The sequence below is a fragment of the Pseudoxanthomonas sangjuensis genome (genome assembly GCF_010211755.1).
Classification (GTDB): Bacteria; Pseudomonadota; Gammaproteobacteria; order Xanthomonadales; family Xanthomonadaceae; genus Pseudoxanthomonas_A; species Pseudoxanthomonas_A sangjuensis.
The window spans coordinates 18,818-43,060 of record NZ_PDWR01000028.1 but is presented as its reverse complement, the minus strand read 5'-3'; the positions used below and the strand labels follow the sequence as shown (position 1 = coordinate 43,060).

At 66.4% G+C, this 24,243-nt stretch carries 8 protein-coding genes and 2 pseudogenes; 6 read left to right on the top strand and 4 right to left on the bottom strand.

What is annotated here, in order from left to right; genetic code table 11:
• The 4 genes and pseudogenes from CSC71_RS13270 to CSC71_RS13255 form a co-directional block, all read right to left on the bottom strand.
• Positions 1–127: pseudogene (locus CSC71_RS13270) on the bottom strand (EtfB protein); the annotation flags it as partial.
• Between the two features lie 87 nt (positions 128–214).
• Positions 215–2,104, bottom strand: a complete 1,890-nt coding sequence (locus tag CSC71_RS13265) for an acyl-CoA dehydrogenase (RefSeq protein ID WP_211368040.1) — start codon at positions 2,102–2,104, stop codon at positions 215–217.
• A 57-nt stretch (positions 2,105–2,161) separates the two neighbouring features.
• A complete protein-coding gene (locus CSC71_RS13260) occupies positions 2,162–3,184 on the bottom strand; it encodes an AraC family transcriptional regulator (protein WP_162374855.1) in 1,023 nt (340 codons plus the stop codon).
• 134 nt (positions 3,185–3,318) lie between these two features.
• Positions 3,319–4,536: an EAL domain-containing response regulator gene (locus CSC71_RS13255; RefSeq protein ID WP_211368037.1), complete on the bottom strand. Its 1,218-nt coding sequence runs from the start codon at positions 4,534–4,536 to the stop codon at positions 3,319–3,321.
• Between the two features lie 94 nt (positions 4,537–4,630).
• On the opposite strand from CSC71_RS13255, the gene CSC71_RS13250 reads away from it, so the two are divergent.
• From CSC71_RS13250 to CSC71_RS13230, 6 genes and pseudogenes are all read left to right on the top strand, one after another.
• The gene (locus tag CSC71_RS13250) at positions 4,631–8,185 is read left to right on the top strand and encodes a PAS domain-containing protein (protein ID WP_162374853.1); all 3,555 of its coding nucleotides are present in this window, start codon (positions 4,631–4,633) and stop codon (positions 8,183–8,185) included.
• A gap of 140 nt (positions 8,186–8,325) precedes the next feature.
• A complete protein-coding gene (locus CSC71_RS13245) occupies positions 8,326–8,955 on the top strand; it encodes a response regulator (RefSeq protein WP_162374852.1) in 630 nt (209 codons plus the stop codon).
• A gap of 251 nt (positions 8,956–9,206) precedes the next feature.
• Positions 9,207–9,596 (top strand): hypothetical protein, encoded by a 390-nt coding sequence (locus CSC71_RS13240; RefSeq protein WP_211368035.1) that lies wholly within the window; start codon positions 9,207–9,209, stop codon positions 9,594–9,596.
• A gap of 211 nt (positions 9,597–9,807) precedes the next feature.
• On the top strand, positions 9,808–10,668 hold the full coding sequence (locus CSC71_RS13235) for a sulfotransferase family protein (RefSeq protein WP_343037692.1): 861 nt from the start codon (positions 9,808–9,810) through the stop codon (positions 10,666–10,668).
• Between the two features lie 478 nt (positions 10,669–11,146).
• Positions 11,147–11,242 (top strand): annotated as a pseudogene (locus tag CSC71_RS15775) (ESPR domain-containing protein); the annotation flags it as partial.
• A gap of 117 nt (positions 11,243–11,359) precedes the next feature.
• Positions 11,360–24,043, top strand: coding sequence for an autotransporter-associated beta strand repeat-containing protein (locus tag CSC71_RS13230; protein ID WP_246192221.1), 12,684 nt, complete (start codon positions 11,360–11,362; stop codon positions 24,041–24,043).
• Positions 24,044–24,243: the final 200 nt, after the last annotated feature.

Here is a 24,243-nt window from a genome sequence, read left to right as displayed (position 1 = left end):
GCGCGATCTCGTCGAACGGGTTGGGCGAGAGCTTGACGCCCTCGGTGACCACCCCGGAACCGTCCGGCTTGACCTGGATGCGGACGTTGAAGTCCACCACCCGCTTGTAGGCGACGAGAATTTTCATGTCTGTGTTCGGACTCTCTGCTCGATGGGTTGGCCCAGCGCGCCGCCGGAGGACGGCCGCGGGGCGGGAATCACGCGAAGCCGGGGTTCAGAATTGCGACTCGGCGAGGGCGAGCGCATCCCCCAGCCCTTCGGGCGCCTGGATGGCGGTCGCGTAACCGACGGCTTGCGGAAGCAGGTGCGTTGCGAAGAAATGCGCCGTGGCGATCTTCGCGGAATGGAATTCCGGATCGCTTTCCCGGTTGGCCAATGCGGCCAGCAGGGAGCGCGCCATCTGCCATCCGCACAGTACCAGCCCGCACAGCTTCAGGTAGGGGACGCCGGCGCCGTACACCGCGTTGGGGCGCCGATCGGCGTGCGCCAGCAGGAACTCGACCGAGTCGGCCAGGGTATCCCGCCCCAACCGCAGGTTGTGGCGCATCGACTCGATTGCGGGAGTTGGGGTATCGCGGGCCTTTTCCAGGTCGGCCAGCGTGGCATCGATCATGCCTATCAACGACTTCGCCGCGGCGCCACGGTCGCGCAGCGTCTTGCGCCCGACCAGGTCGTTTGCCTGGATCGCCGTGGTGCCTTCGTAGATCGGAAGAATGCGCGCGTCGCGCAGGAACTGCGCCGCGCCGGTCTCCTCGATGTAGCCCATCCCGCCATGGACCTGGATGCCGAGGTTGGCCACGTCCACCGACGATTCGGTGCTCCAGCCTTTCACGACGGGGACCAGGAATTCGTACAGCGAGCGATAGGCGGCGCGGTTGGCAGGATCCGCGGAATGATGCGCGAGGTCGGAATACCCGGCCGTGACGTATGCGAGCGCGCGCGCGCCCTCGGTCAGGGCGCGCATGCTCATCAGCATGCGCCGTACGTCCGGGTGGTGGATGATCGCCACGGCCTGTTTTGAAGAGCCGTCGACGGGGCGGCTTTGCACCCGTTCGCGCGCATAGGCGACGGCCTTCTGGTAGGCCGCCTCGGACACGGCGACGCCTTGCATGCCGACCGCGAAGCGGGCGGCATTCATCATGACGAACATGTACTCCAGCCCGCGGTTCTCCTCGCCGACGAGATGCCCGATGGCGCCGTCATATTGCAGGACCGCGGTTGCGCTCGCCCTGATCCCCAGCTTGTGCTCGATGGATACGCAATCGACGCGGTTGCGGGGACCCAGCGAACCGTCGCTGGCGACCAGGCGCTTCGGGACCACGAACAGCGATATTCCCCTGATGCCTTCGGGGGCGTCGGGCGTCCTGGCCAGCACGAGGTGGACGATGTTTTCCGCCATGTCGTGCTCGCCCCAAGTGATGAAGATCTTGGTGCCGGAGATCCGGTAGGTTCCGTCTTCGAGGGGCTCGGCGCGCGAACGCAGCAGGGCGAGGTCGGAACCCGCCTGCGGCTCGGTGAGGTTCATCGTTCCCGCCCATTCGCCGCTGACCAGCTTGGACAGGTAGAGATCCTTCACTTCGTCGGATGCCGCGGTGAGCAGGGCCTCGATGGCGCCGTCCGTCAGCAACGGGCAGAGGCTGAATGCCAGGTTGGTGGACTGCAGCATTTCCATGCATGGGGTACCGATCACCTTCGGCAACCCCTGGCCGCCGTATTCGGCCGGATGGGAAATGCCCTGCCAGCCGCCGTCGACGTACTGGCGATAGGCTTCCTTGAAGCCCGGCGGGGTCGAGACTGCTCCGTTCTCCCAGCGGCTGGGGTTCCTGTCGCCGCTGGAATTGAGCGGTTCGACGACTTCGCGGCCGAGCCGTGCGCACTCCTCCATCACGGAGCGGGCCAAGTCCGCGGTGGCGTCGCCCAGTCCCGGCAACTGCGCGATGTTCTCCATGCCGACCAGCTGGTCCAGCACGAAGGTCATGTCCTTTACGGGTGCGACGTACGTCATGGCGGTTTCCCGATGGCGGTGGGGGGCACGGGCCATTCGCCCTGCATGGACGCGAATCGTAAGAACAGTGCGCCCGGGGGGGCTACCCAAAAGCGCCAATGTGATGACAAAGACCGCCAGCCGGGATTGCGGCGGCGACGGAGGCGGGCGCCCCGGTCAGCCCTTGTGCCGGTACATGCTGGGCGTGCTTCCGGTCCAGCCACGAAACGCCCGGTGGAAGGCGGTGGGATTGTCGAACCCGACGGCTTCCGCGATCTGCGAGATCGGCGCTTGCGTCTGCGTCAACTGGCGGATGGCGATGTCCCGGCGGACCTCGTCCTTGATCGCCTGGAAGGTCGTGCCTTCCGCGGACAGCCTTCGGAACAGCGTGCGATCGGAACAATGAAGGTTCCTGGCCACGCGGTGGATCGTCGGCATGTCGGGAAGTGCGGCGACGATGCATTGGCGCACGCGATGGCAAGTCAGTTCTTCCGCGAACGAGACGAAGATCCAGTCTTCGGGCGCGCGGTCTAGGAATTGCCGGAGGTCGGGTTTCCGCTGGCGTACCGGAAGCTCGAGGAAGTCGGCGGGGAAGGTTATCCGGGTCGTCGGCTGGGAAAAAAGAACGGGTCCGGGGAACAGGTACAGGTAGTCGTTGGCCCGGGAAGGTTGCGCGAAATCGAACGACACCCTGTCCAGATGCATCTTCCGCCGCACCAGCCACGACGCCACGCCGTGCGCCAGCTTCAGCATCAGCATCTTCCCCAGGGGAGTGGCGGCAGGCGCGTGCCCGGATGCGACCAGCTCGATGTAGCCGACATCCTTGCCGCGGCCGGAAGTCAGCACGAGATCGTCCAGCACCAGGCGGAAGAACTGGCAGAAGCGGTGGAGCGCCACTTCGAGCCGCGGCGCATCGAGAAGGCTCAGGCACAAGAACTTGAGCGCACCGCTGCGCAGCGGACGGCTGAATATCCCCGGCATCTCGTCGTCGAACTCGATGGCCAGCAGGCGGTAAAGCGTCGAGAACTGCTCCTGGGTCACGCGTGCGCCGGGTTTCCCCAGCAGGCGGGGAGGAATGCCCGATCGTTCCGCCAGGCGCGCGATGGCGGACCGGTCGGCGCCCGACAGGAACCCATTGACGATCGAAATGGGGACCGTCGCGGACAGTTCGTCCCGGACTGGCTGGCGCTTCAGTGCCATCGGCAGCCTCGACGGGTTGCATCGACAGCCCTGCGGGGCACGTCTTCGATCACAAGTACCATGTGTGCTGAACGGATTTCAGGGTGACCGCGACCGGAATCCGCCCGAAGCGACGGGGCAGGATCCCGATCGGTTTACGTCCCCTCCGGAGGACATGCGCCGGCGCGCATGCGCTGCCAGGCTATCAGGTCCTCGATCGGGAGCGGGGGGGAAAACAGATTGCCCTGGCCCAGATGGCAACCAAGCTCGAGCGCCAATCCCAATTCCTCGGCCGTCTCTATCCCCTCGGCCACGATGGACTGCCCCATCTGGCGGCCAAGTTCGACCGCGGATTGCAGGAAGGTGCGTCCCTGTGCGCTGAGGGGGCCTGCCGAGACGAAGCTGCGGTCGATCTTGAGCTCGGTGCTCGGCAACTGCGACAGCATTTGCATCGTCGAGGCCCCGGTGCCGAAATCGTCCAGCGCTATCTTGAACCCTTGCAGGCGCAGGCGAAGGAGCGGCTCGAGTATCCGCGCCAGATCGTCGATCAGGTGGGTTTCGGTTATCTCGAGAGTGAAATCGGAAGGAGTTCCGGATTCCCGGGATGCGATCATGAGCATCTGGTCCGCGATGTCCGCGTTCTTCAGGTTTTCCAGCGACAGGTTGATCGCGAAATTGATGGCGAGTCCCTTGTGTGCCGCGAAACGGCGGTCCCGGGCAGCGCAAGCGAAGACGGCGAAGGTAAGTTCATCGATCATGCCGTGCCGCTCGGCGGCGGAGATCACCTCGCCGGATGGGCGGGGAATCCCCGATTCCGGATCCGTCCAGCGCAGGAGACCCTCGACTCCAATGAGGTTTCCGGTTTTCAGGTCGACCTTGGGCTGGTAGACCAATCGCGGGGCCATGCGGTCCAGCCCGGCGCGAATGTGCCGGCGGCTCAGGGCCGCGCCTTCCACCTTGTCCGCCGCGTGCGGCTTGTCCGGCTGGAAGCGGGCCAATAGCGCGAGCAGCGGTTCATGCGCTATGGGCTTGCGCAGCACGCCGAGCACGGTCAGGTGCTTGGCTTCGGCGAATTGCCGACTGGAATCCAGGATGCGCGGGTCTTCGCCGCTCAGCAGGACGATGGACGGACGCTGCCCCAGCGCCGAGATCCGGCTCATCAATTGCACCCCGTCCATGCCGGGCATGTTGAGGTCGCAAATGAGCACGTCCGCCGTCCTGGTGGAAAGCAGTTCGAGTGCGGCCTGTCCGTTGTTCGCGGTTCCGACCAGGTCGATGCCGCAGTCGTGCAGGAGCATCGACAACAGCCCGATCATCATCGGGTCGTCGTCGGCGACGAGCACGCGCAAGCCGGGGAAACGGGTATTGGGCACTCGATCCATGGCTCCTGTTTCCACCCGGCCTGTCGCGTAAAAGTAAGGGTAGTCGCTGATGTTGACAAACCTGATCGGCCACGCCTAGCTTAATGTGAATCAGGGGTTCCTGCTGATCGAGGGGCGTCGTTTGAGGCATCTCGGGCGCTTGGATGGTTGGGGGACGAAAGGGCAGGCAGGACACGGGGCGCTGATCGTCGCCATTGCCTGGACGCTGTCCGTGGTGATCGCGAGTTACGTCGTCGGTTCCGCGGAAACGCATGCAATACGTTGGTTCGCCGCGGCGGTCCTGCTGATCGGCGTCGCCCGGGTTGGATTCCTGGTGCGCCTGCGCCTGCGCCTGGCGGAGCAACTGCGCCAACAGCTCGAAGTGAGCAATGCACGCCTCGGCGTGGCGCTGCGCGCCGCGCAGATGGGGACCTGGGCCTGGGATTCCAGGACCGACCTGCTCGACCTGGATGCGTTCGAGCGCGAGCTGTTCGGCCTTAGCGGCAGGAACTACCTGGCCGGGGAGCTGGTAAGGCACCTGCACCCGGACGACATCGAGCCCCTCAAGGAGGCGGTCAGGCGGGCATTGCGGGATGGCGTGCCGGTCGACTACGAATTCCGGTTTCCGGACGAAAACCGTGGCTGGCGCTGGGCGGAAGGTTCGGCCATGCGCTATGTCCAGTCCGGGAAATCCACCTTCCTGGTGGGCGTCAACCGGGAAATTTCCCAGCGCAAGCTGCAGGAAATCGAACTTGCCCGGGCGAAGCGACGGGCAGAACTCGCCCTGGCCGAACTGGAGCAGTCCCGCGTGGATCTCGACCTGGCGCTGCGCAGCGGCAGGTTCGGCGTCTGGCGCTCGAAGCGGGACGCCGACGGCGGCGAGTCGAATCCGGACGAAGCGGTCGACTGGGATGCCGGCGTCCGCCGCATTTTTGGCAGGAGCGACGAGGAAAGAATAGCCAGACGGACCTACTTCGATGCGATCCATCCCGAAGATCGCGAGCGGGTCCTGGCCGGTTTGTCCGCCATGACGAACAGCGGGCAGGAGTACGCCGACCAGTATCGGATAGTGCGTCCGGATGGCCAGGTGCGGGTGATAGCGGTCACTGCGGTGACCGGATTGCATTCCGATCCGGGAACGGGCAGGCGCGAAAGGGTGACGACCGGCATCGTCCGCGATGTCACCGACGAGGAGAACCTGAATGCGAACTTGCGCCAGAGGGCGCATGAAGCGCAATTGGCGTCCCGCGCCCTGGAACAGGCCCGCACCAATCTGGAGCTGGCGTTGCGGAGTGGCCAGCTTGGCGCCTGGAGTTCGGAGTTCCGCGATGTCAGCGAGGCCGACGACCTGGACGACCGCAGTCTGGACGACCCCATCGAATGGGACGCCAACGTGCGCCGCATCTATGGTTATGGCGCCGACGAACCGATAACGAGGCGCCACTTTTTCGAAGCGCTCCACCCCGAGGATCGCGAGCGGGTCCTGGCGCACCTGGCCGACGTGGCGCAACGCAACGGGGACTACACCAGCCAGTACCGGATCGTGCGTCCCGATGGCGAGACGCGATGGGTCGCAGTGCATGCGACGTTCGTATGGAGGGACGCGCCCGGTGGCCGCCGCAGCAGATGGATGATCGGCATTGCCCGGGACATCACCCAGGAAGAAAACCTCAAGGCCGATCTGCGCCAGAAGGCATTCGAGGCGCAGCGGGCGACGGAAGCCAAGGCGCGGTTCCTCGCCATGATGAGCCACGAAATCAGGACGCCGATGAATGGCGTGGTCGGCATGATCGAGCTGCTGCTGGAAACATCGCTCAATTCCGAGCAGCAGCTCATGCTCGAAAGCTGCAAGGATTCCGCTTTCGCCCTTCTGACCGTGATCAACGACGTCCTGGACTACTCCAAGATCGAAGCGGGGAAGCTCGAGCTCGATTTCATGGCGGTTTCATTGCGGCGGCTGTCCGAAAGCGTCGGGGAAGCCATGGGGGTGCAGGCTGCGCAGCGCGGCATCGACCTCGATATCGACGTCGCCGCCGATGTCCCGGAGCGCGTCCTCGGCGACCGGGTCCGCCTGCGCCAGATACTGACGAACCTGGTCGGCAATGCCATCAAGTTCACCGAGCACGGCGGCGTGACGGTGGCGGTGTCCCTGGATCGACGCGATCCGGCCGGCTCGCCGGCGCATGTGCGCTTCGACGTTGCCGATACCGGCATCGGAATGGACGAGGAAACCGTCAAGGGCTTGTTCCAGCCATTCCAGCAGGCGGATGCGGCGACGACGCGGCGCTTCGGGGGAACCGGCCTGGGACTGAGCATCGTCAAGCACCTGACCGAGTTGATGGGCGGGCGGGTGGAGTGCGAGAGCCGCCCGTCCCGGGGAAGCCGCTTCGGCGTGGTGATCCCGTTCGAGACGACCCCGGTGGAGCGCCGCGATTGGGACAATCCGATCGCCGGCGTGCGTGTCCTTGCGGTGGCGGCCAACGAGATGCGGCGGCGGATCCTCGCCGATTTCCTGTCCAGGTTCGATGTGGAAGTCGGGTTTTGCGGCTCGGCCGGCGAATTGCTGGCGCGCGCCGAAGAGAGCATCCGGCATGGACGAATCGATCTGGTCTTGCTGGACAAGGGGTGGCCCCCGGCCGAATACGCGGACTTGCGCCGTAGCTTCGACGGGAATGCCGCATTGTCGGGCCTGCCGTTCGTGATCGTGCGTCCGTTCGAGGCGATGCAAGTCGCAGCGATTCCGAATGCGACGCTGATCAACGGCAATCCGCTCACGAGGGACGGACTGGTTCGCGGAATCGCCGTCGCGCTGGGGCGCGCCAGTGCGCCGGTCCCGGCGATCGCGGAAGAGCCTGCGCCCGAGGGATTCGAACCCCGCTTCCGGGAGCAGCAGGAGGAAGCGGGCAGGCTCATCCTGCTTGCGGAAGACCATCCGACCAACCGGGAAGTGATTTCCCGGCAATTGCAGCGGCTGGGCTATGCCTGCGACATCGCGGAAAGCGGTGCCAGCGCGTGGGCGATGCTCCAGTCCGGAAAGCGTTATGCGCTGCTGTTGACCGATTGCCACATGCCCGACATGGATGGATACGAACTCACCCGGCGGATCCGGAACCAGGAGCGGGAGAAGGGCGCGCGCGTCCTCCCGATCGTCGCCGTCACGGCAAGCGTCCTGCAGGGGGAGGGCGAGCGTTGCATGGCGCTCGGCATGAATGGGTATATGGGGAAGCCCTTGCAGATCCGCGAACTCAAGCGCGTCCTGGCCGAGTTCCTGCCTCCGGCCCATGCGCAGGCGCCCGAGGTCGACCCGCCAACGGCTACGGCTGACCAACCGTCCGCCAGCTTCCAGGTGCTGGCCGAAATACTCGGCCACAACAAGGAGAGGCTGATCCAGGTGCTGGGCATTTTCGAGCGATCCACCCGGGACGATTGCGAATTGCTGGATTCGGCCCGCGCGCTCGGTGACCGGCAACGCGTGCGCGAGCTGGCGCACAAGTTGAAATCGGGATGCAGGCAGCTGGGCGAAGAGCGCGCGGCCACCGCGCTGGAAGCCGTCGAGAGCAAGGCGGGGCTGGAGGCCGATTACGGGGAGGAATTCGCGAGCGCCCGCCATGAATTGCGGCAGGTGCTCGAGCGGGTCCGAGAATATCTGGCGTTGCCGTAGTCCCCGGGCGCGCGCGGTGCAGGCGCCACGATCCGGCGGCGCGTCGCTGTCGCGCTGGATGGCGCGCCATGCGATGCGTGGTGACGCCCGGTGCGTGCCTGGTGTATTTTCGGGCGACTCGCGCCTTGGGGGTGTGTTCGATGCGGATCCTGATTGCCGACGATCACCCGATCATCAGCATCGCACTCGCCGAAATGTTGAAAACGGCCTTCCCGGGCGCCGATATCGGCGCCGTTGCCGACGGCCACGGCCTCATGCTCCGTGCGGGCGAGGCGGCATGCGACTACCTCATCCTCGACCTGCAGATGCCGGGAGACTTGAAGAGCGTCCCGTTGCTGCAGGCGGTGCACGCCCTGCGGCCGGAAATACGCATCGTCGTGTACAGCGGCCAGGTGTATCCCTGCCTGGCGCTGGCATCGCTCGATCACGGGGCATCCGCATACGTCTCCAAGAACAGCGGCCCGCACCTGGCCATCGAGGCCATGCGTGCCGTGGTGGCGGGAAAGAACTTCGTCGATCCGGCCATCGACCTGCAGGCGGCGCGGCATCATCCGTGGATGCGTTTGACCGCCGCCGAGCGCGACGTTCTGCTTGCGCTTGCCAGGGGCGGGAATCTGCAGGCGCTGGCCATCGACAGCGATCGCAGCTACAAGACGGTAACGGCGCACAAGTACAACGCGCTGCGCAAGCTCGGGTTGGGCTCCAACACCGAGATAGGCCCTTATCTCTCCATGCACGGCCTGGATTACCTGCTGGAAAACCGGGCCTGAAGGCCGGCGGGGCGGGTCCGACTGGCCTTCGACCCCCGCCGCACTCTCCCTGATGGGGACGGGTGGATTCGGGCCCGGGCTCAGACTTTTCCCAATATCGCCCCCAGCGTCGGAATCCTACGATGCGTGCAGGTTGGGCCCGGACTCGTCGCTCGATGGATGCGCGGCGCAGTCGGGCCCCGATCGGGTCGCTTTGCGTGCCGGAATCCGAAGCGCCCCGCTGTTCGTGCAATCACGGCGAGGAGGAGACGATGCGGTTCGGTGGACAGGAGCAGCCGGTGTACCCGGCGCTGAGCGCCTTGCTTGGAGGCGACGACGACAAGGTCGGGAAGATTCTGCGCGTCTTTTATCGGTCGGCATGGAAAGACCTGGAGCGGCTGGAGCAGCTTGCATCCGCGGGGCAGTGGTACCCGGCCATGAACCTGGCGAACAGGATCGCGATCGGTTGCCGCCAGATCGGCGAGGACGCGGCGGCGGAAAGGTTCACGTTCCAGGCGACCATGGCCATCGAGCGGGCCCGCGCGGATGCTGCGGCGGGTTCTGGCGCGTTCGCGCGGCTGTTCCAGAACGCACGCCGCGAACTGGTCGACGTGCTGGATCGCGCCGCAGCCTATGTGGCGTTCGCGGAGCCGGAAGCATGAGGGTAATCGGGGTACGTCATGGTCTTGCCCTGCAGGTTGCCACATGGTGCCTCACTTTGTGCTGCATAAGTTCTTCCCCGATATCACGGAGGAGGCGTGGATAAGGTGATCGATCGAGGGGAGAGGACTGGCGCCGGCGCGGTTAATATGAGAACTTCCGCGGTCCTTATTCGACGCTGAGTGGTGGTGGCCGGGCCGCGTCGATTGCCGCATGGCGAGCGATCGGGATTTTCGTGGAATCGCGGAGGAGAGGAGAAGGATGCGACCTGTTCATTTTATCTCGGGCCTCCCTAGGTCTGGCTCCACGCTGCTGGCAGCGTTGCTACGCCAGAACCCGCGATTCCACGCCCATATGAGTAGTCCGCTTGCGGGCATGGTCGATACCCTGTTGGGTGAAATGAGCAGCCGGAACGAGCTTTCCGTGTTCATCACCGACGGGCAGCGGCGACAAGTGTTGCGGGGCCTTTTCGCGAATTATTACGGTGTGGAATTCGCAGCGGAAGTCGTCTTCGATACCAGTCGTGTCTGGTGCTCGAAGTTGCCGGTGCTGTCCGGGATATTTCCCGAATCGAAAATGATTGCCTGCGTTCGCCATGTGTCGTGGATCGTGGATAGCGTGGAACGGGCGATCCAGAAAAATGCCCTGCGTCCGTCCTTCATGTTCAATTTCCAAACCGGGGGCACGGTCTACAACCGGGTGGAAGGCCTCGCCAATGGCGATGGCCTGGTGGGGTTCTCCTACAATGCCTTGAAGGAGGCGTTCTATGGCGAGCATGCGCGACATCTGATGCTGCTGCAGTACGAAACGCTGGTGAGCGATCCGGCCAAAGCCATGGCGGCGGTCTACGATTTCATCGGCGAGCCGCCGTTCCGGCACGATTTCGACAACGTGCATTTCAATGTCGACGAGTTCGATGCGCACACAGGCATGCCGGGCTTGCATGCGGTTGGCAAGAAGGTGGCTGCTGCGGAGCGCAAGTCGGTGCTGCCGCCGGACATCTTCCGGCGCTTTGAAAACGAGGCGTTCTGGCTCAACGCCCGGGCGAATATCCGCGGAGTGCGGGTGGTGTGAGTTTGGCGGGAATCCGGGCGGGTTCGAGCAATTGCGTCCCAAGGTGGCTGCGTCCGGGTTGATGATGCGTCGGGGCAAGGGCAATTGCGTCGATTGATGCGTTGCCGGCAGAGGTGACGCACGGGACGGCCGTAACTTCGGGGGGGGGGGGGTGATTTTCCGTGAAATTGGTCACGGTTTTCGCGTTTCCTCGGAAAAGGAGGGGCGAACGCTGTGAGATTGGGCGCAGCCCGTTCCACGGTGTCCGGGCTCGGGCATCAGACTTTTCCCAATATCCCCTCGTACACCGGAGTCCTACGATGCGCTCAGGCCGGACAAGGGATTGCTGCTCCGCCCATGTTGTTAGGCAAACATACCCCCCTTTTTTGGGGGGGGGCATGGCACGTGATTCCGGGTTCATGTTGCTACATCACACGATCTGCCGAGCCGACAGGGCAAACGGGGCAGTGATCATCGGTCCAAACAGGAGGGAAGGGAAATGAATCGTGTATTCCGCATCGTTTGGTCGTATGCCCTTCATGCATGGGTGGTGGCTTCGGAACTGAGCGTGCGCCGCGGCAAGCGCGGCGGAGCGGTCGATGAGCGCGTCATGGCCGTCGATGACCGGTGGGACGACGGAGACGCCAAAACCGGTCCGCCCACGGCGTGGTCCTTGCGGCTGGGTGTCCTGCTGGCTCTGTTTTCGGCGCAGATGCCTGCCTGGGCGGCGGACCGGTGGTGGGACCCCAACGGCACCGCCGTGGGCCTGGGCGGTAGCGGTACCTGGAACACCACCGATCCCTTCTGGAGCCCCAACAGCGATGGCGTCAGCGGGCCTTTCAGTCCCTGGAGCAATGCCGCCCTGGACGACGCCTTCTTCAGCAACACCCCCGGCACGATCACGCTGGCCGAGCCGATCACCGTTCACAACATGACCTTTGTGAACATGAACGGCTGGGTCCTCAACGGCAGCACGCTGACGCTCGGCGGCACGGACCCCACGATCACCAATGCCGGGACGGTCACAATCAATTCGGTGATTACCAGCACCAGCGGCCTGATCAAGGCCGGCGGCGGCACGCTGTCGCTGACCGGCAGCAACAGCTTCGGCGGCGGCATCGACATCAATGGCGGCACGCTGTCGCTGACCGGCAGCAACAGCTTCACCGGCGACATCAACGCCATCGGCGGCAACCTCAGCATCGGCGGGGGCGGCGATGCCGCGCTGGGCAATATCGGCAACGTGGTCAATCTGGGGAACGGGCGCACGTTCACTTCGAGCGGCACGATCTCGTCCAGCCGCACGATCAACCTCGTGAGCGGCCTTGCCACTATCAACGGCGCCGGAACCGGCGGTGCGTTCTATACGGGCGCCGGCGGTTTGACCGTCGGCGATAACATATCGCTGACCAACGACGCGAACAATTACACGGGGCAAACCCGGTTCACAACCGCGACGGGGTGGGGCGGCAGCTACAATGCCTTCAGCTCGATCGCCGACCTGGGCGTGGCGAGCGCACTCGGCGCTCCCACCACCGTGGCCAACGGAACCATCGTGATCGGGCGCAGCGGTGGCCAGGACCTCGGTGCGACTCGGGTCTACTACACCGGTACCGGCGACAGCTCCAACCGCAACTGGCAGATGAATCCGGGCGCCTACGCCGGCGCTGCCTACCTGTACAACGCCGGCAGCGGCACGCTGACGCTGACCGGCAACATTGCCGCTGGCGGCGCGTCGGGGCATACCGTTGGCTTCGTCGCGCAGTCGGCCGACATGGACCTGCTGGGCGTTATCAGCGGCGATAGCAGCCATAACATTCAGTTCAACAGCGGCAGTGGGAACACGATCCGGTTGGGTAGCGCTAATACTTTCGCGGGCCAGGCGCAGATCCTCGGGGCCGGCAGGACCGAGGCATCGGTGATTGCCGATACCGGCGTTGCCGGCTCGCTGGGAACCGGTTCGATTTCGATCTCCTCCAGCGGTACGCTCGACTACGTCGGCGCCGGGGAATCCAGCAACAAGACCTGGTCCATCAACAACGGCACGCTCAACAGCAGCGGTACCGGCGCCCTGACACTGAACGGCACGGTCGCCATCGGCAACACCGCAACCCTCGGTGGCAGCTTTACCGGCGGCAGCAACGCGATCGCCGGCGTCATCTCCGGCAGCGGCAACCTGCGCAGCGCCGGCGATGCCACCTGGTTACTGACCGGCGCCAACACCTACACCGGCCAGACCATCGTCGACAGCGGCGTGCTGCGTGCGGGGACGGCCGATGCCTTCGGGGCGTCGAGTGTCTTCACGGTCAATGGCGGGACCCTGGACCTGAACGATTTCGACCGGACCCTTACCCGGCTGACCGGCACCGGCGGCACCGTGGACCTGGGCAGCGCCACCCTGATCCTGGAGGCGGCGGCCGGTACCAGCGCCAGCTACGCCGGCAGCATCACCGGCAGCGGCGGCCTGACCAAGTTGGGCGCCAGCACCCAGACTTTGACCGGCGCCAGCACCTACACCGGCGACACCACTATCGGCGGCGGCACCCTGAACCTGAACTTCAGCGGCGCCGGCGGACCGACCAGCGACATCATTTCCAGCGCCTCCACCCTCAACATGGACGGCGGCATCCTCAACGTGATCGGCGCCGCCGGCGAGGACAACACCCAGAGCTTCGACGGCCTGTACGTCACTGGCGGCAACAACACGATTGGCACCAGCTCCGGCACCGGCGGCAGCATGACCGTCAACCTGGGCGCCATCACCCGCACCGGCGGCCTGATGAACTTCAACCTGCCGGGCAGCGGCAGCATCACCACCAGCAATGCGGACATGTTCCTGGCCTGGGCCACGGTGAACGGAACCGACTACGCCAAGGTCGAGGGCGGGCAGATCCTCGCGTTCACCGAGGCCGACTACACCGACCAGGACGACGCCTCCTTGTGGATGAGCGGCCAGGTCATCTCCGACGACGATGGCGATACGGACGGTTTCTTCGGCACCGTGAACGGCAGCGTGCAACTGGGCGGCCTGCAGTACACCCAGCCGGTGTCCACCACCGTGACCGTGCAGCCCGGGCAGACCTTGGGCGTGGACGCCCCCATCATCGTCGCGCCTTCGGTGTTGAACACCAACCAGCTGATCACCGGCGGCATGATCACCGGCGGCAGCGGCACTGACGATGCGCTGACCGTGCAGCAGAACAGCACCGGCAACTTCACCATCAATTCGCAGATCGTCGACAACGGCAACAACCTGGGCTTCATCAAGGCCGGCACCGGCGTGGTCCGACTGACGAATATGGGTAATAGCTACACGGGTGCCACCCAGGTGGTCCAAGGCACGCTGGCGGTCGACAAGATCGCTGACGGCGGCACGGCCAGCAGCATCGGCGCCTCTTCCGCCGACGCTTCCAACCTGGTGTTGCAAGGCAGCACCCTGCGCTATTCCGGTACCGGCGACAGCAGCGATCGCGGTTTCACCATCGCCAAGTCCGGCGGCCTGGGCGCCACCATTGAGGTCAACAATTCGAGCGCCAATCTGGTCTTCTCCGGTCTGGTCACCAGCCCGGACGACGCCGGTCTCACCAAGGCCGGTGGGGGCACGCTGACCCTGGCCAACGACACCAACGACTACACCGGCGTTACCACCGTGACCGGCGGCCTGCTGTCGGTGGATACGCTGACCAACGGCGGCATGGCAAGCGGCATCGGCGCGGCCTCTGCGGACTCGGGCAATCTGGTGCTGGACGGCGGCGGCCTGCAGTACACTGGCGCCACCACCAGTACCAACCGCGGCGTCACTCTGGGGGGAAACGCCAGCTTCGGCATCGTCGACGTGAGCAATGCGGCGACCACGCTGACCGTTAGCGGCACGGTGGCTGGGGCGGCGGGCGTGAACCGACGGCTGATAAAGAACGGTGCCGGCACGCTGGTGCTCTCCGGCACCAACACCTACACCGGAGGCAGCACGGTCAATGCCGGCACCCTGCGTGCCGGTTCCACCCAGGCTTTCGGCACCCCCGGCAATTCTTTCGCGACCATGGAGCTGGCCAATACGGTTGGCGCTACTCTGGACCTCAATAACTTCGACAACACCATCGGTCCGCTCAATGGCGGCGGCGCCAACGGCGGCAACGTCACCTTGGGCTCGGCGACCTTGCGCATCGCTTCCGGCGACGGCAACTACTCGGGCGTCATCAGCGGCTCCGGCGGCGTATTGCGCACCAACGGCGGCACCCAGACCTTCAACGGCTGCAACAATACTTACACCGGCACCACCGTCCTGCAGGGCGCCAACATCAGTACCGACTGCCTGGCCGATGGCGGCCTGGCCAGCGGTATCGGCGCCTCCAGCGCCGACTCCAACAACTTGGTGTTCAACAGTAACGGATCTCTGGAATACACCGGCGGGAGCGTGTCCATCGACCGCGGCTTCCAGTTGCTGGGTACCGGCGGCATCAATGTGGACAATGCCGCCACCACCCTGGAGTTCGAGGGGGCGGTGATCGGCGGCGGGCTGCTGATCAAGCGCAACGACGGCACCCTGGTGCTGTCCGGCGCCAACACCTACACCGGCAACACCCAGGTGGCGGGCGGTGTACTGCGTGCGGGGACGACCAACGCATTCGGCCCGCAAGGCCACATGACGCTGAACAACACCGCTGGCGTGCTGCTGGATCTGGACGGCTTCGATACGGTGGTGACATCCTTGATCGGCGGGGGCGCCGCCGGTGGCAACCTCGACCTGGGCAGCGCCACCCTGACCATCAACAGCGTCGATACCCGTTCCTACGCGGGTGCCGTCAGCGGTAGCGGCAACCTGGTCAAGAACGGCGGCGTCAATACGGTTCAGGCCCTTACCGGCTGCAACAGCAGCTACACCGGCACCACCGCGATCAATGGCGGCACGCTGCGGGTCAATTGCCTGGAAGACGGTGGCGTCAACAGTTCCATCGGTGCGTCCACATCCGATTCCGCCAACCTGGTGATCAACGGCGGCACCCTCGAATACGTCGGTAGCGGCGGTAGCACCGACCGGGCGTTCACCTTGGGTACCAACGGCGGCACTATCGCCTCCAGCGGCAGTGGCACCATCGACTTCAGCAGCACCAGCGCGGTCACCCTGGCCGGCGCCAATACCGCGCGCACCCTGACCGTGACCGGCACCAACACCGGCACCAATATCTTCTCCGCCCAAATCACCGATAACGGCACCGGCGCCACCTCGCTGACCAAGACTGGCACCGGCCTGTGGCGGCTGACCAGCGCCACCAGCACCTACACCGGCGCCACCACCATCAGCGGTGGCGTCCTCGAGGTGACCGAGTTCGCCGACGGCGGCATGGCCAGCTCGATCGGCGCCGCCAGCTCCGATGCCGCCAACCTGGTGATCGGCAACGGCTCGACGTTGCGCTACACGGGCGCGGGCGACAGCAGCGACCGCCAGTTCACGCTGGACACCGGCGTGACCTTCATCGAGTCCTCCGGCACCGGCGCGCTGCAGTTCACCAATACCGGCGCGGTGGCCCTGAGCGGCACGGACACCGCCCGCACCATGGCGCTGGGCGGCACCAACACGGGCGACAACGTCTTCGGCGGCGCGATCGGCGACAACGGCACCGGCGCCACCACCCTGGCCAAGAACGACAGCGGCACCTGGATCCTCACCGGCAACAACACCTTCACCGGCAACACCGTCATCAACGACGGCAACCTGGTGATCGGCAACGGCGGCACCACCGGCAATGCCGGCGCCGGCGACGTGATCATCAATTCCGAGACGTCCGTCCTGTCGCTCAACCGCAGCGACACCTTCACCTTCGACGGCACCCTGATGTGCGGCCCGGTGGCCTGCGGCACGCTGGCGCAGATCGGCACCGGCACCAGCGTGCTGACCTCGCTGGACAACGAGATCGCGGCCACCGTGATCAGCGCCGGCACCTTGCAGGTCGACGGTGGACTGGAAACGCCCACCATCGACATGACCGGCACCTCGGCGCTGACCGTGAATGGCACGGTGGAGGCGGAGGGTGGCAACCAGGCCGCGCTGACCGGCGACGCGGGCGAGCAGACGATCACCGTGGGCGCCGGCGGCACGCTGCTGGCGAGCGGCGACCTCGGCGGCGGCAACGACACGGTCGACCTCACCGGCACCTTGGACACGGGCGCCGGCGCACTCGGCCTGGGCGATGGCGACGACACGCTGGTGCTCCACGACGGCGCGCAGATGCTGGGCAGCGGCGTGGACGCCGCCGGTGGCGGCGGCACCGACACGCTGGTGGTCGACACGGTCCTCGGACTCACGCTGGACGGCGGCGACATCGACACGTTCGACATCCTGGCCAAGCAGAACACCGGTCTGCTGGTGCTTACCGGCGACCACGACTTCGGCAGCGGCACCGCCATCGACGGCGGCGCGCTGCAGGTGCTCGGCAGCCTGGAAACGCCAACGGTGACCATGGCCGACAGCACCCAGTTGCTGGTGTCCGGCGGTACGCTGGAAGCGGACGGCGGCGATCCGGCCACCATCACCGGCAGCGCCGGTTCGAACCTCATCCAGGTCACGCTCGGTGGCACGCTGCGTGCCGACGGCGACCTAGGCGACGGTAGCGATACCGTCCTGCTCAACAACGCCACACTCGACACCGGGGCCGGCGTCCTCGCCCTGGGCGACGGCGACGACTTCCTGAACCTGCAGGACGGCGCCGTGCTCGAAGGCGGCGGCGTCGACGCGGGTACCGGCAACGACACCCTGCAGCTGTTGAACAACGATGCGCTCGTCTTCGACGGCGCCCAGACCGAAGGCTTCGAACGACTGAACAAGCTGGGCTCCGGCACCGCCACCATGACCGGCAGCCAGGACTTCAGCGCCGGCACCGGCATTTTCAATGGCGCGCTGGATGTCGACGGCACCCTGGAAACGCCAACGGTCGACCTGGCCGACGACACCGCCCTGAACGTGGACGGCACCGTGCAGGCGGCCGGCGGCACCACCGCGACGATCACCGGCAGCGCTGGCGACAACACCGTCAGCGTCGGCGCGGACGGCACCCTGCTGGCGAACGGCGACCTCGGAACCGGCAACGACGTCCTCGACGTTGCCGGCACCCTCGACACCGGCGCGGGCACTTTCGCGCTGGGCGACGGCGACGACACCCTGACCATCCACGAGAACACCAACATCATCGGTACCGTGTCGGCAGGCGCGGGCAACGACACGCTCGATACCCACATCGACACCGTCGCTGACCTCGGCGCGGTGCAAGGCTTCGAAACGCTGAGCAAGACCGGCACCGGCGAGCTCAACATCAACGGCCTGCTGAGTTCCGACTTCGGTATGGTGAACGTGCTCGAAGGCACGCTCGACGTCACCGCCGGCGGCATCGTGGTCGCGGCGCCGGGCGGCACGCTCGACACCGTCGTCGCCAGCGGCGCGACGCTGAACGTCGACGGCAGCTTCGGCTGCGGCGACGGCGACGACAGCATGACCGTGGCCGGCACCGTCTCGGGCAGCGGCACCATCGACCTGTGCGACGGCGCCGACACGCTGACGCTGCAGGACGGCGCGGTCCTGGACAACGCCATCAGCGGCGGCTTCGGCGTCGGCGACACGCTGGTGCTCGATAACGCCCTGGCGCTCAGCTTCGATGCCGGCAACACCGCCGACTTCGAGTTGCTGCGGAAGGACAACGCCGGCACGGCGACCCTGACCGGCACGCAGGCCTTCGTCGGCGGCACGACGATCAACGGCGGCACGCTCGACGTGGACGGTGCGTTGGAAACGCCGACGGTCGCCCTGGCTGATAGCACCACGCTGAACGTCGACGGCACGCTCGATGCGGGTGCCGGGACGCCGGCCACCATCACCGGCAGCGCCGGCGACAACACCGTGTCCGTGGGTGCCGGCGGCACCCTGCTGGCCACGGGCGACCTCGGCGCCGGCGTCGACACGCTGGACGTGGCGGGTACCCTGGACATGGCCGGCGGCACCTTCCTGCTCGGCGACGGCGACGACAACTTCGTCGTGCACGACGGCACCGTGGTGCTCGGCACGGTCGACGGCGGCGCCGGGCAGGACACCCGCACCTACGACATCAACACCAGTGCCGACCTCGGCGCGCTGGCCAATTTCGAAGGCATCACCAAGACCGGTACCGGCGTGCTCAACATTACCGGGCCGGGCGCCACCGACCTGCAGGAAGTGCAGGTGCTGGAAGGCACGCTGGACGTGCACGCCGGTGCCAGCATCGTGGCCAGTGCCAGCAGCCCGCTGGACACCATCGTGGCGAATGGCGCGATCCTCAACGTGGATGGCGAATTCGGTTGCGGCGACGGCAACGACAGCATGGACGTCTCCGGTGCCGTGACGGGCAGCGGCACCGTCGACCTGTGCGGCGGCGACGACACCCTGACGCTCAATGACGGTGCCGATATCGCCGGGCTGGTCAACCCCATCGATGGCGGTGCCGGCGACGACCGGGTGGTGCTGGACAACGCCAACGCTTTCGCGCTGGACGGCGGCGATATCGCCGGTTTCGAGATCCTGCAGAAGGACAACGCGGGCGAGGCGACGCTGACCGGCGACCACGCGTTCATCGGTGGCAGCGAGTTGAACGGCGGCACCCTGACCGTGACCGGCACGCTGGAGACGCCGACCCTGGCGATGGCCGACGACACCGTATTCCGGGTCGATGGTTTCGCCAGCGGTGGACCGCTGTTCATCGATTCGACGACCATCACGGGCAGCGATGGCGTGAATACCGTGATCGTGTCCGAAGGCGCGCAACTTGTCGCCGACGGCAGCCTCGGCGCCGGCGACGACGTGCTGGACGTGGCCGGTTTCCTCGACGTGGGCGGCAGTGGCCTGTTCGACCTGAGCGAAGGCGACGACCGCTTCATCATCCACGACACCACCGCGATGCTCGGCGCGGTCGACGGCGGTGCCGGCAACGATCTGCTGGAAGTCAACCTGGGCGCCGGCAATACGGTGCCGCTGGGCAGCCTCTTCGGTTTCGAGTCGCTGGGCAAGTCGGGCGAGGGCACGCTGCAGATCAACGGCGTGGCCGAATTCATCGACGTCGAACTGCTGGGCGGTACGCTCGAGGTGACTGCCGGCGCCAGCGTCGAGGCGCAGAACACCATGACGCTTGCCGGCACGACCCTGCAGCTCGATGGCGCCTATGCCGGCACCGCCGGCAACGACACCTTCACGGTCGCCGGTACGGTCACCGGCGGCGGCACGCTCGACCTGGGCGATGGCGACGATACTTTCACCATCCAGGACGGTGCAGACCTGTCCGGCCTGGCCACGCCGGTCAGCGGCGGTACCGGCACCGACACCTTCGTCGCCGACCTGGCCGGCAGCGCCGTGCTCGGCGGCGCGGTCGACTTCGAGACGCTGACCAAGACCAACATCGGCACGCTGCACGTCGACGGGCCGGCGCTGTCGGAGTTCAGCACGGTGAACGTGCTCGACGGCACGCTCGACATCGGCGTCGACGGCGAGATCGCGGGCGTACAGAACGCCACCGTGGCCAGCGGTGCGACCCTCGACATCGACGGCAACTTCCTGTTCACCGCGGGCGACGACGTGTTCGCCGTGGCCGGCACGGTCACCGGCCTGAGCGCCATCGACATGCTCGAAGGCGACGACACCTTCGTCGTGCAGGACGGCGCGGACCTGTCCGGCCTGGCTGGTCCGGTGGACGGCGGCGCCGGCAGCAACACCCTGGTCACCGACATTGCCGGAACCGCGACGCTGGGCGGCGTGACCAACTTCCAGACCCTGGACAAGACCAATACCGGCACGCTGATCGTTGCGGGTCCGGCGGTCTCGGACTTCTCCACGGTGAATGTGCTCGAGGGCACGCTCGACATCGGCCCGGACGGCAGTGTCGTCGCCCCCACCGGCGGCACCCTGGACACCTTCGTTGCCAGCGGCGCGGTGCTGAACGTGGACGGTGCCTACGGTTGCGGCACCGGCGCCGACACCCTGACCGTGGCCGGCACGGTGTCGGGCAGCGGCACGGTGGACCTATGCGCGGGCGACGACACCCTGATGCTGCTCGACGGCGCCACGCTGGAAACCGTGATCGACGGCAACGAGCCCGAAGAGGGCAGCGACTGGGTGTACATCAACAACACGGTCACGTCCGAGTACGACCTGGACATGATCGTGAACTTCGAGCACCTGGTGAAGGAGAATACTGGCGAAGCGATCCTGACGGGCAGCAGCGGCTTCTCGGGCGGCACCGAGATCACCGGCGGCACGCTGACCGTGGCCGGGCAACTGGAAACGCCAACCGTCGCCATGGGCGACGACACCGTGCTCAACGTCGACGGCGTATTGCAGGCCGATGGCGGCACGGCAGCGACGATCACCGGCAGCGATGGCGTCAACACGGTGGTCGTCAATGGCACGGCGCTGGCGACCGGCGACCTGGGCGCGGGCGCGGACGTGCTCGACGTGACCGGCACGCTGGACACGATGGGTGGCGGCTTCGCGCTGGGCGATGGCGACGACAGCTTCGTGGTGCACGACGGCACGGTGGTGCAGGGCACGGTCGATGGCGGCGCGGGGTTGGACACGCGCGTCTACGACATCAACACCAGCGCCGACCTCGGTGCGCTGGTCAACTTCGAAGGCGTGACCAAGACCGGCACCGGCACGCTCAACATCAACGGCCCGGGCGCGACCGGCCTGCAGGAAGTGCAGGTGCTGGGCGGCACGCTGGACGTCGGTCCGGACGCCAGCGTGGTGGCGATCGCCGGCGGCCCGCTGAACACGCTCGTGGCCGCGGGCGCGACCTTGAACGTCGACGGCAGCTACGGTTGCGGCGACAGCGACGACAGCATGACCGTGGCCGGCACCGTGTCGGGCAGCGGCACGATCGACCTGTGCGGGGGCGAGGACACGCTGACGCTGCAGGACGGCGCGGTGCTGGCCAGCGTCGTCAGCGGCGGCGGCCACGGCACCGGCGACACGGTGGTGCTGGACACCGCTGCGGCCTTCACCTTCGACGCGACCAACACGATCAACTTCGAGTACCTGCAGAAGGACAATGCCGGCGAAGCGACGCTGGTGGGCACGCAGTCCTTCAGCGGCGGCACCACGATCAACGGCGGCACGCTCACGGTGGCCGGCACGCTGGAAACGCCGACCGTGGTGATGGGCGACGACACCGCGCTCAACGTCGACGGCCAGTTGGAGGCCAGCGACGGCACGGCGGTGGCGCTGACCGGCAGCGCCGGGACCAATACGGTCACGGTGGGCGCGGACGGCACGCTGCTGGCCACCGGCGACCTGGGCGACGGCAACGACGTGCTGGACGTGGCGGGCATGCTCGACACCGCCGGCGGCGAGTTCCTGCTCGGCGCTGGCGACGACACCCTGACCATCCACGACGACACCGACATCGTCGGCACGGTGGTGGCCGGTGCAGGCAACGACACCTTCAACGCCGATATCGAAGGCGTGGCCGACCTGGGCGCGGTGCAGCAGTTCGAGACGCTGAGCAAGACCGGTGCGGGCGAACTCAACGTCAACGGCCCGATGAGCTCGGACTTCACCACCGTCAACGTGCTCGGCGGCACCCTGGACGTGACGGCCGGCGGCAGCGTGATGGCGCAGAGCACGACCGTGGCGGCCGGGGCGACCTTGAACATCACCGGCAGCTACAGCGGCACCGACGGCGACGACAGCTTCACTTCGAGCGGCACGGTGAACGGTGCGCTGGCCTTCGGCACCGGCAACGACACCGCGCACTTCATCGGCGGCGACATCAGCGGGCTGACCGCCATCGACGGCGGCGGCGGCGATGACCTGCTGCGCTTCAGTGCGCAGGACCTCGACGATGCCAACCTGGCCGTGGTCAACGACTGGCAGCGCGTGGAACTGCTGGACAACACGACCCTGACCCAGGGCAGCGCCTTCGACCTGGCCGGCGGCACGCTGTTCATCGACTCCACCTCGCAGTGGATCGCCAATGCCGGCGCCGCACTGGCCGGTCATGTCGAGAACGCCGGCCTGATCGACGTCGGCGCCAACCGCCTGGCGATCGGCGGCAACTACGCCAGCGACGATGGTGCATTGCAGGTGACGGTCTCCCCGGGCACGTTGACTGCCGGCGGGCTGGACATCGACGGCGACGTGGCCGGCACCACCCAAGTGGCGTTTGCCGGCGACGGCAGCGAGTTCACCGATGGCGGCCTCGTCTCGATCCTGGTGATCTCCGCGCCGAACGACGATGCCGGCACGGCCGGCGAGTTCGTCCCGGCCGACAGCACCAACGACTTCGTGCGCCTGGATGGCAGCCTGCTGCCCTGGAGCTTCGGACAGGGAGAGGATCGCAACTGGTACCTGAGCGCCGAGGCGGGACTGCTGCCCGAAGTGCCGGCCTACGGCGTGTTGCCGAGCCTGGGTCTGTTGGCGGCGCAAAACAGCGACAACCTGATCCACCAGCGCCTGGCCGGTGTGCGCGGCCGTGAGCTGCCGCAATGCGGTATCCAGCCCAAGTGGCCGGTCGAGCGGGCCGGAACCGGCATGATCGACGATTGCCGCGGGGTCTGGGTAGCCGCCACCGGCAGCGAACTGGAACTGGGCGCCGACCCCGGCTTCGAGGTTTCCGGCGACGACGTCGGGCTGTACGTCGGTGCCGACAGCGCCTTCGACCGCGAAGGCCGGACCCTGCGCGGCGGCATCTACCTGGGCTACCGCCACGGCAACTACTGGACGACCGGGGTCAACTCCACCAACCTGCCGGGCTCGGGCATCGCCAATGTCGACATCAATACTTTGGTCGCCGGCATGTACATGAGCCATACCTGGGATACCGGTGGCTATGTCAACTTCGTCCTCACCGGCCAGGTGCCGCACGCGGACATCGGTACGCCCGATGGCTTCCGGGAACGGATCGTGGGCAACAGCGTGACCTTCAGCACCCGGACGGGGCGGAAATACCGCTTGGACGACGGTTGGTCGCTGGAGCCGCAAGTGCAGTTGAACGCCAGCGCGGTGGGCTGGGGCAGCAAGGTGGACGCATCAGGCAAGCGAATCGCGTTCGACGACGAGCTGGTCGGCACGGCCCGTGCGGCGCTGCGGATCGAGAAGCGGATCGATCGCGACGACGGTGGAGTGATCCGGCCGTGGGCGACGCTGGGCGTGCAGCGGGCGGTGGGTGGCGACGAAAGCAGCGTGAGCGTCCTGCCGGGTGGCAGCGGAGCGGCCCAGGCACTCCCGAACCACGATCTGGGCACCTCGGCGACGCTGGAGCTGGGGCTGGAAGCGTTGGTGAACCAGCGCGTGAGCCTGTTCGGCGTGGTGTCGGTGGGCCGGGAGCTGGACGGCACGGACTACGAGCAGCGCGAGGCCAACCTCGGCGTGCGGGTGCGGTGGTGACTTTTTCCGACGCCGCCCTTGATGCGCCGATTTCGAAGGGTGGCTCGTTTTTTTTTCGGATATGGAAATCAGGGCCCAAGCGCATTGAGTGAGCAAAAGCATCGGAATGGCGCTACTTCTTCTCACTAGGAGAGAAATGGTATACAAGGCAGAAAATGTGATGCATGTCACATAAATTGTGTGGCCCGAAGGCGTATTCG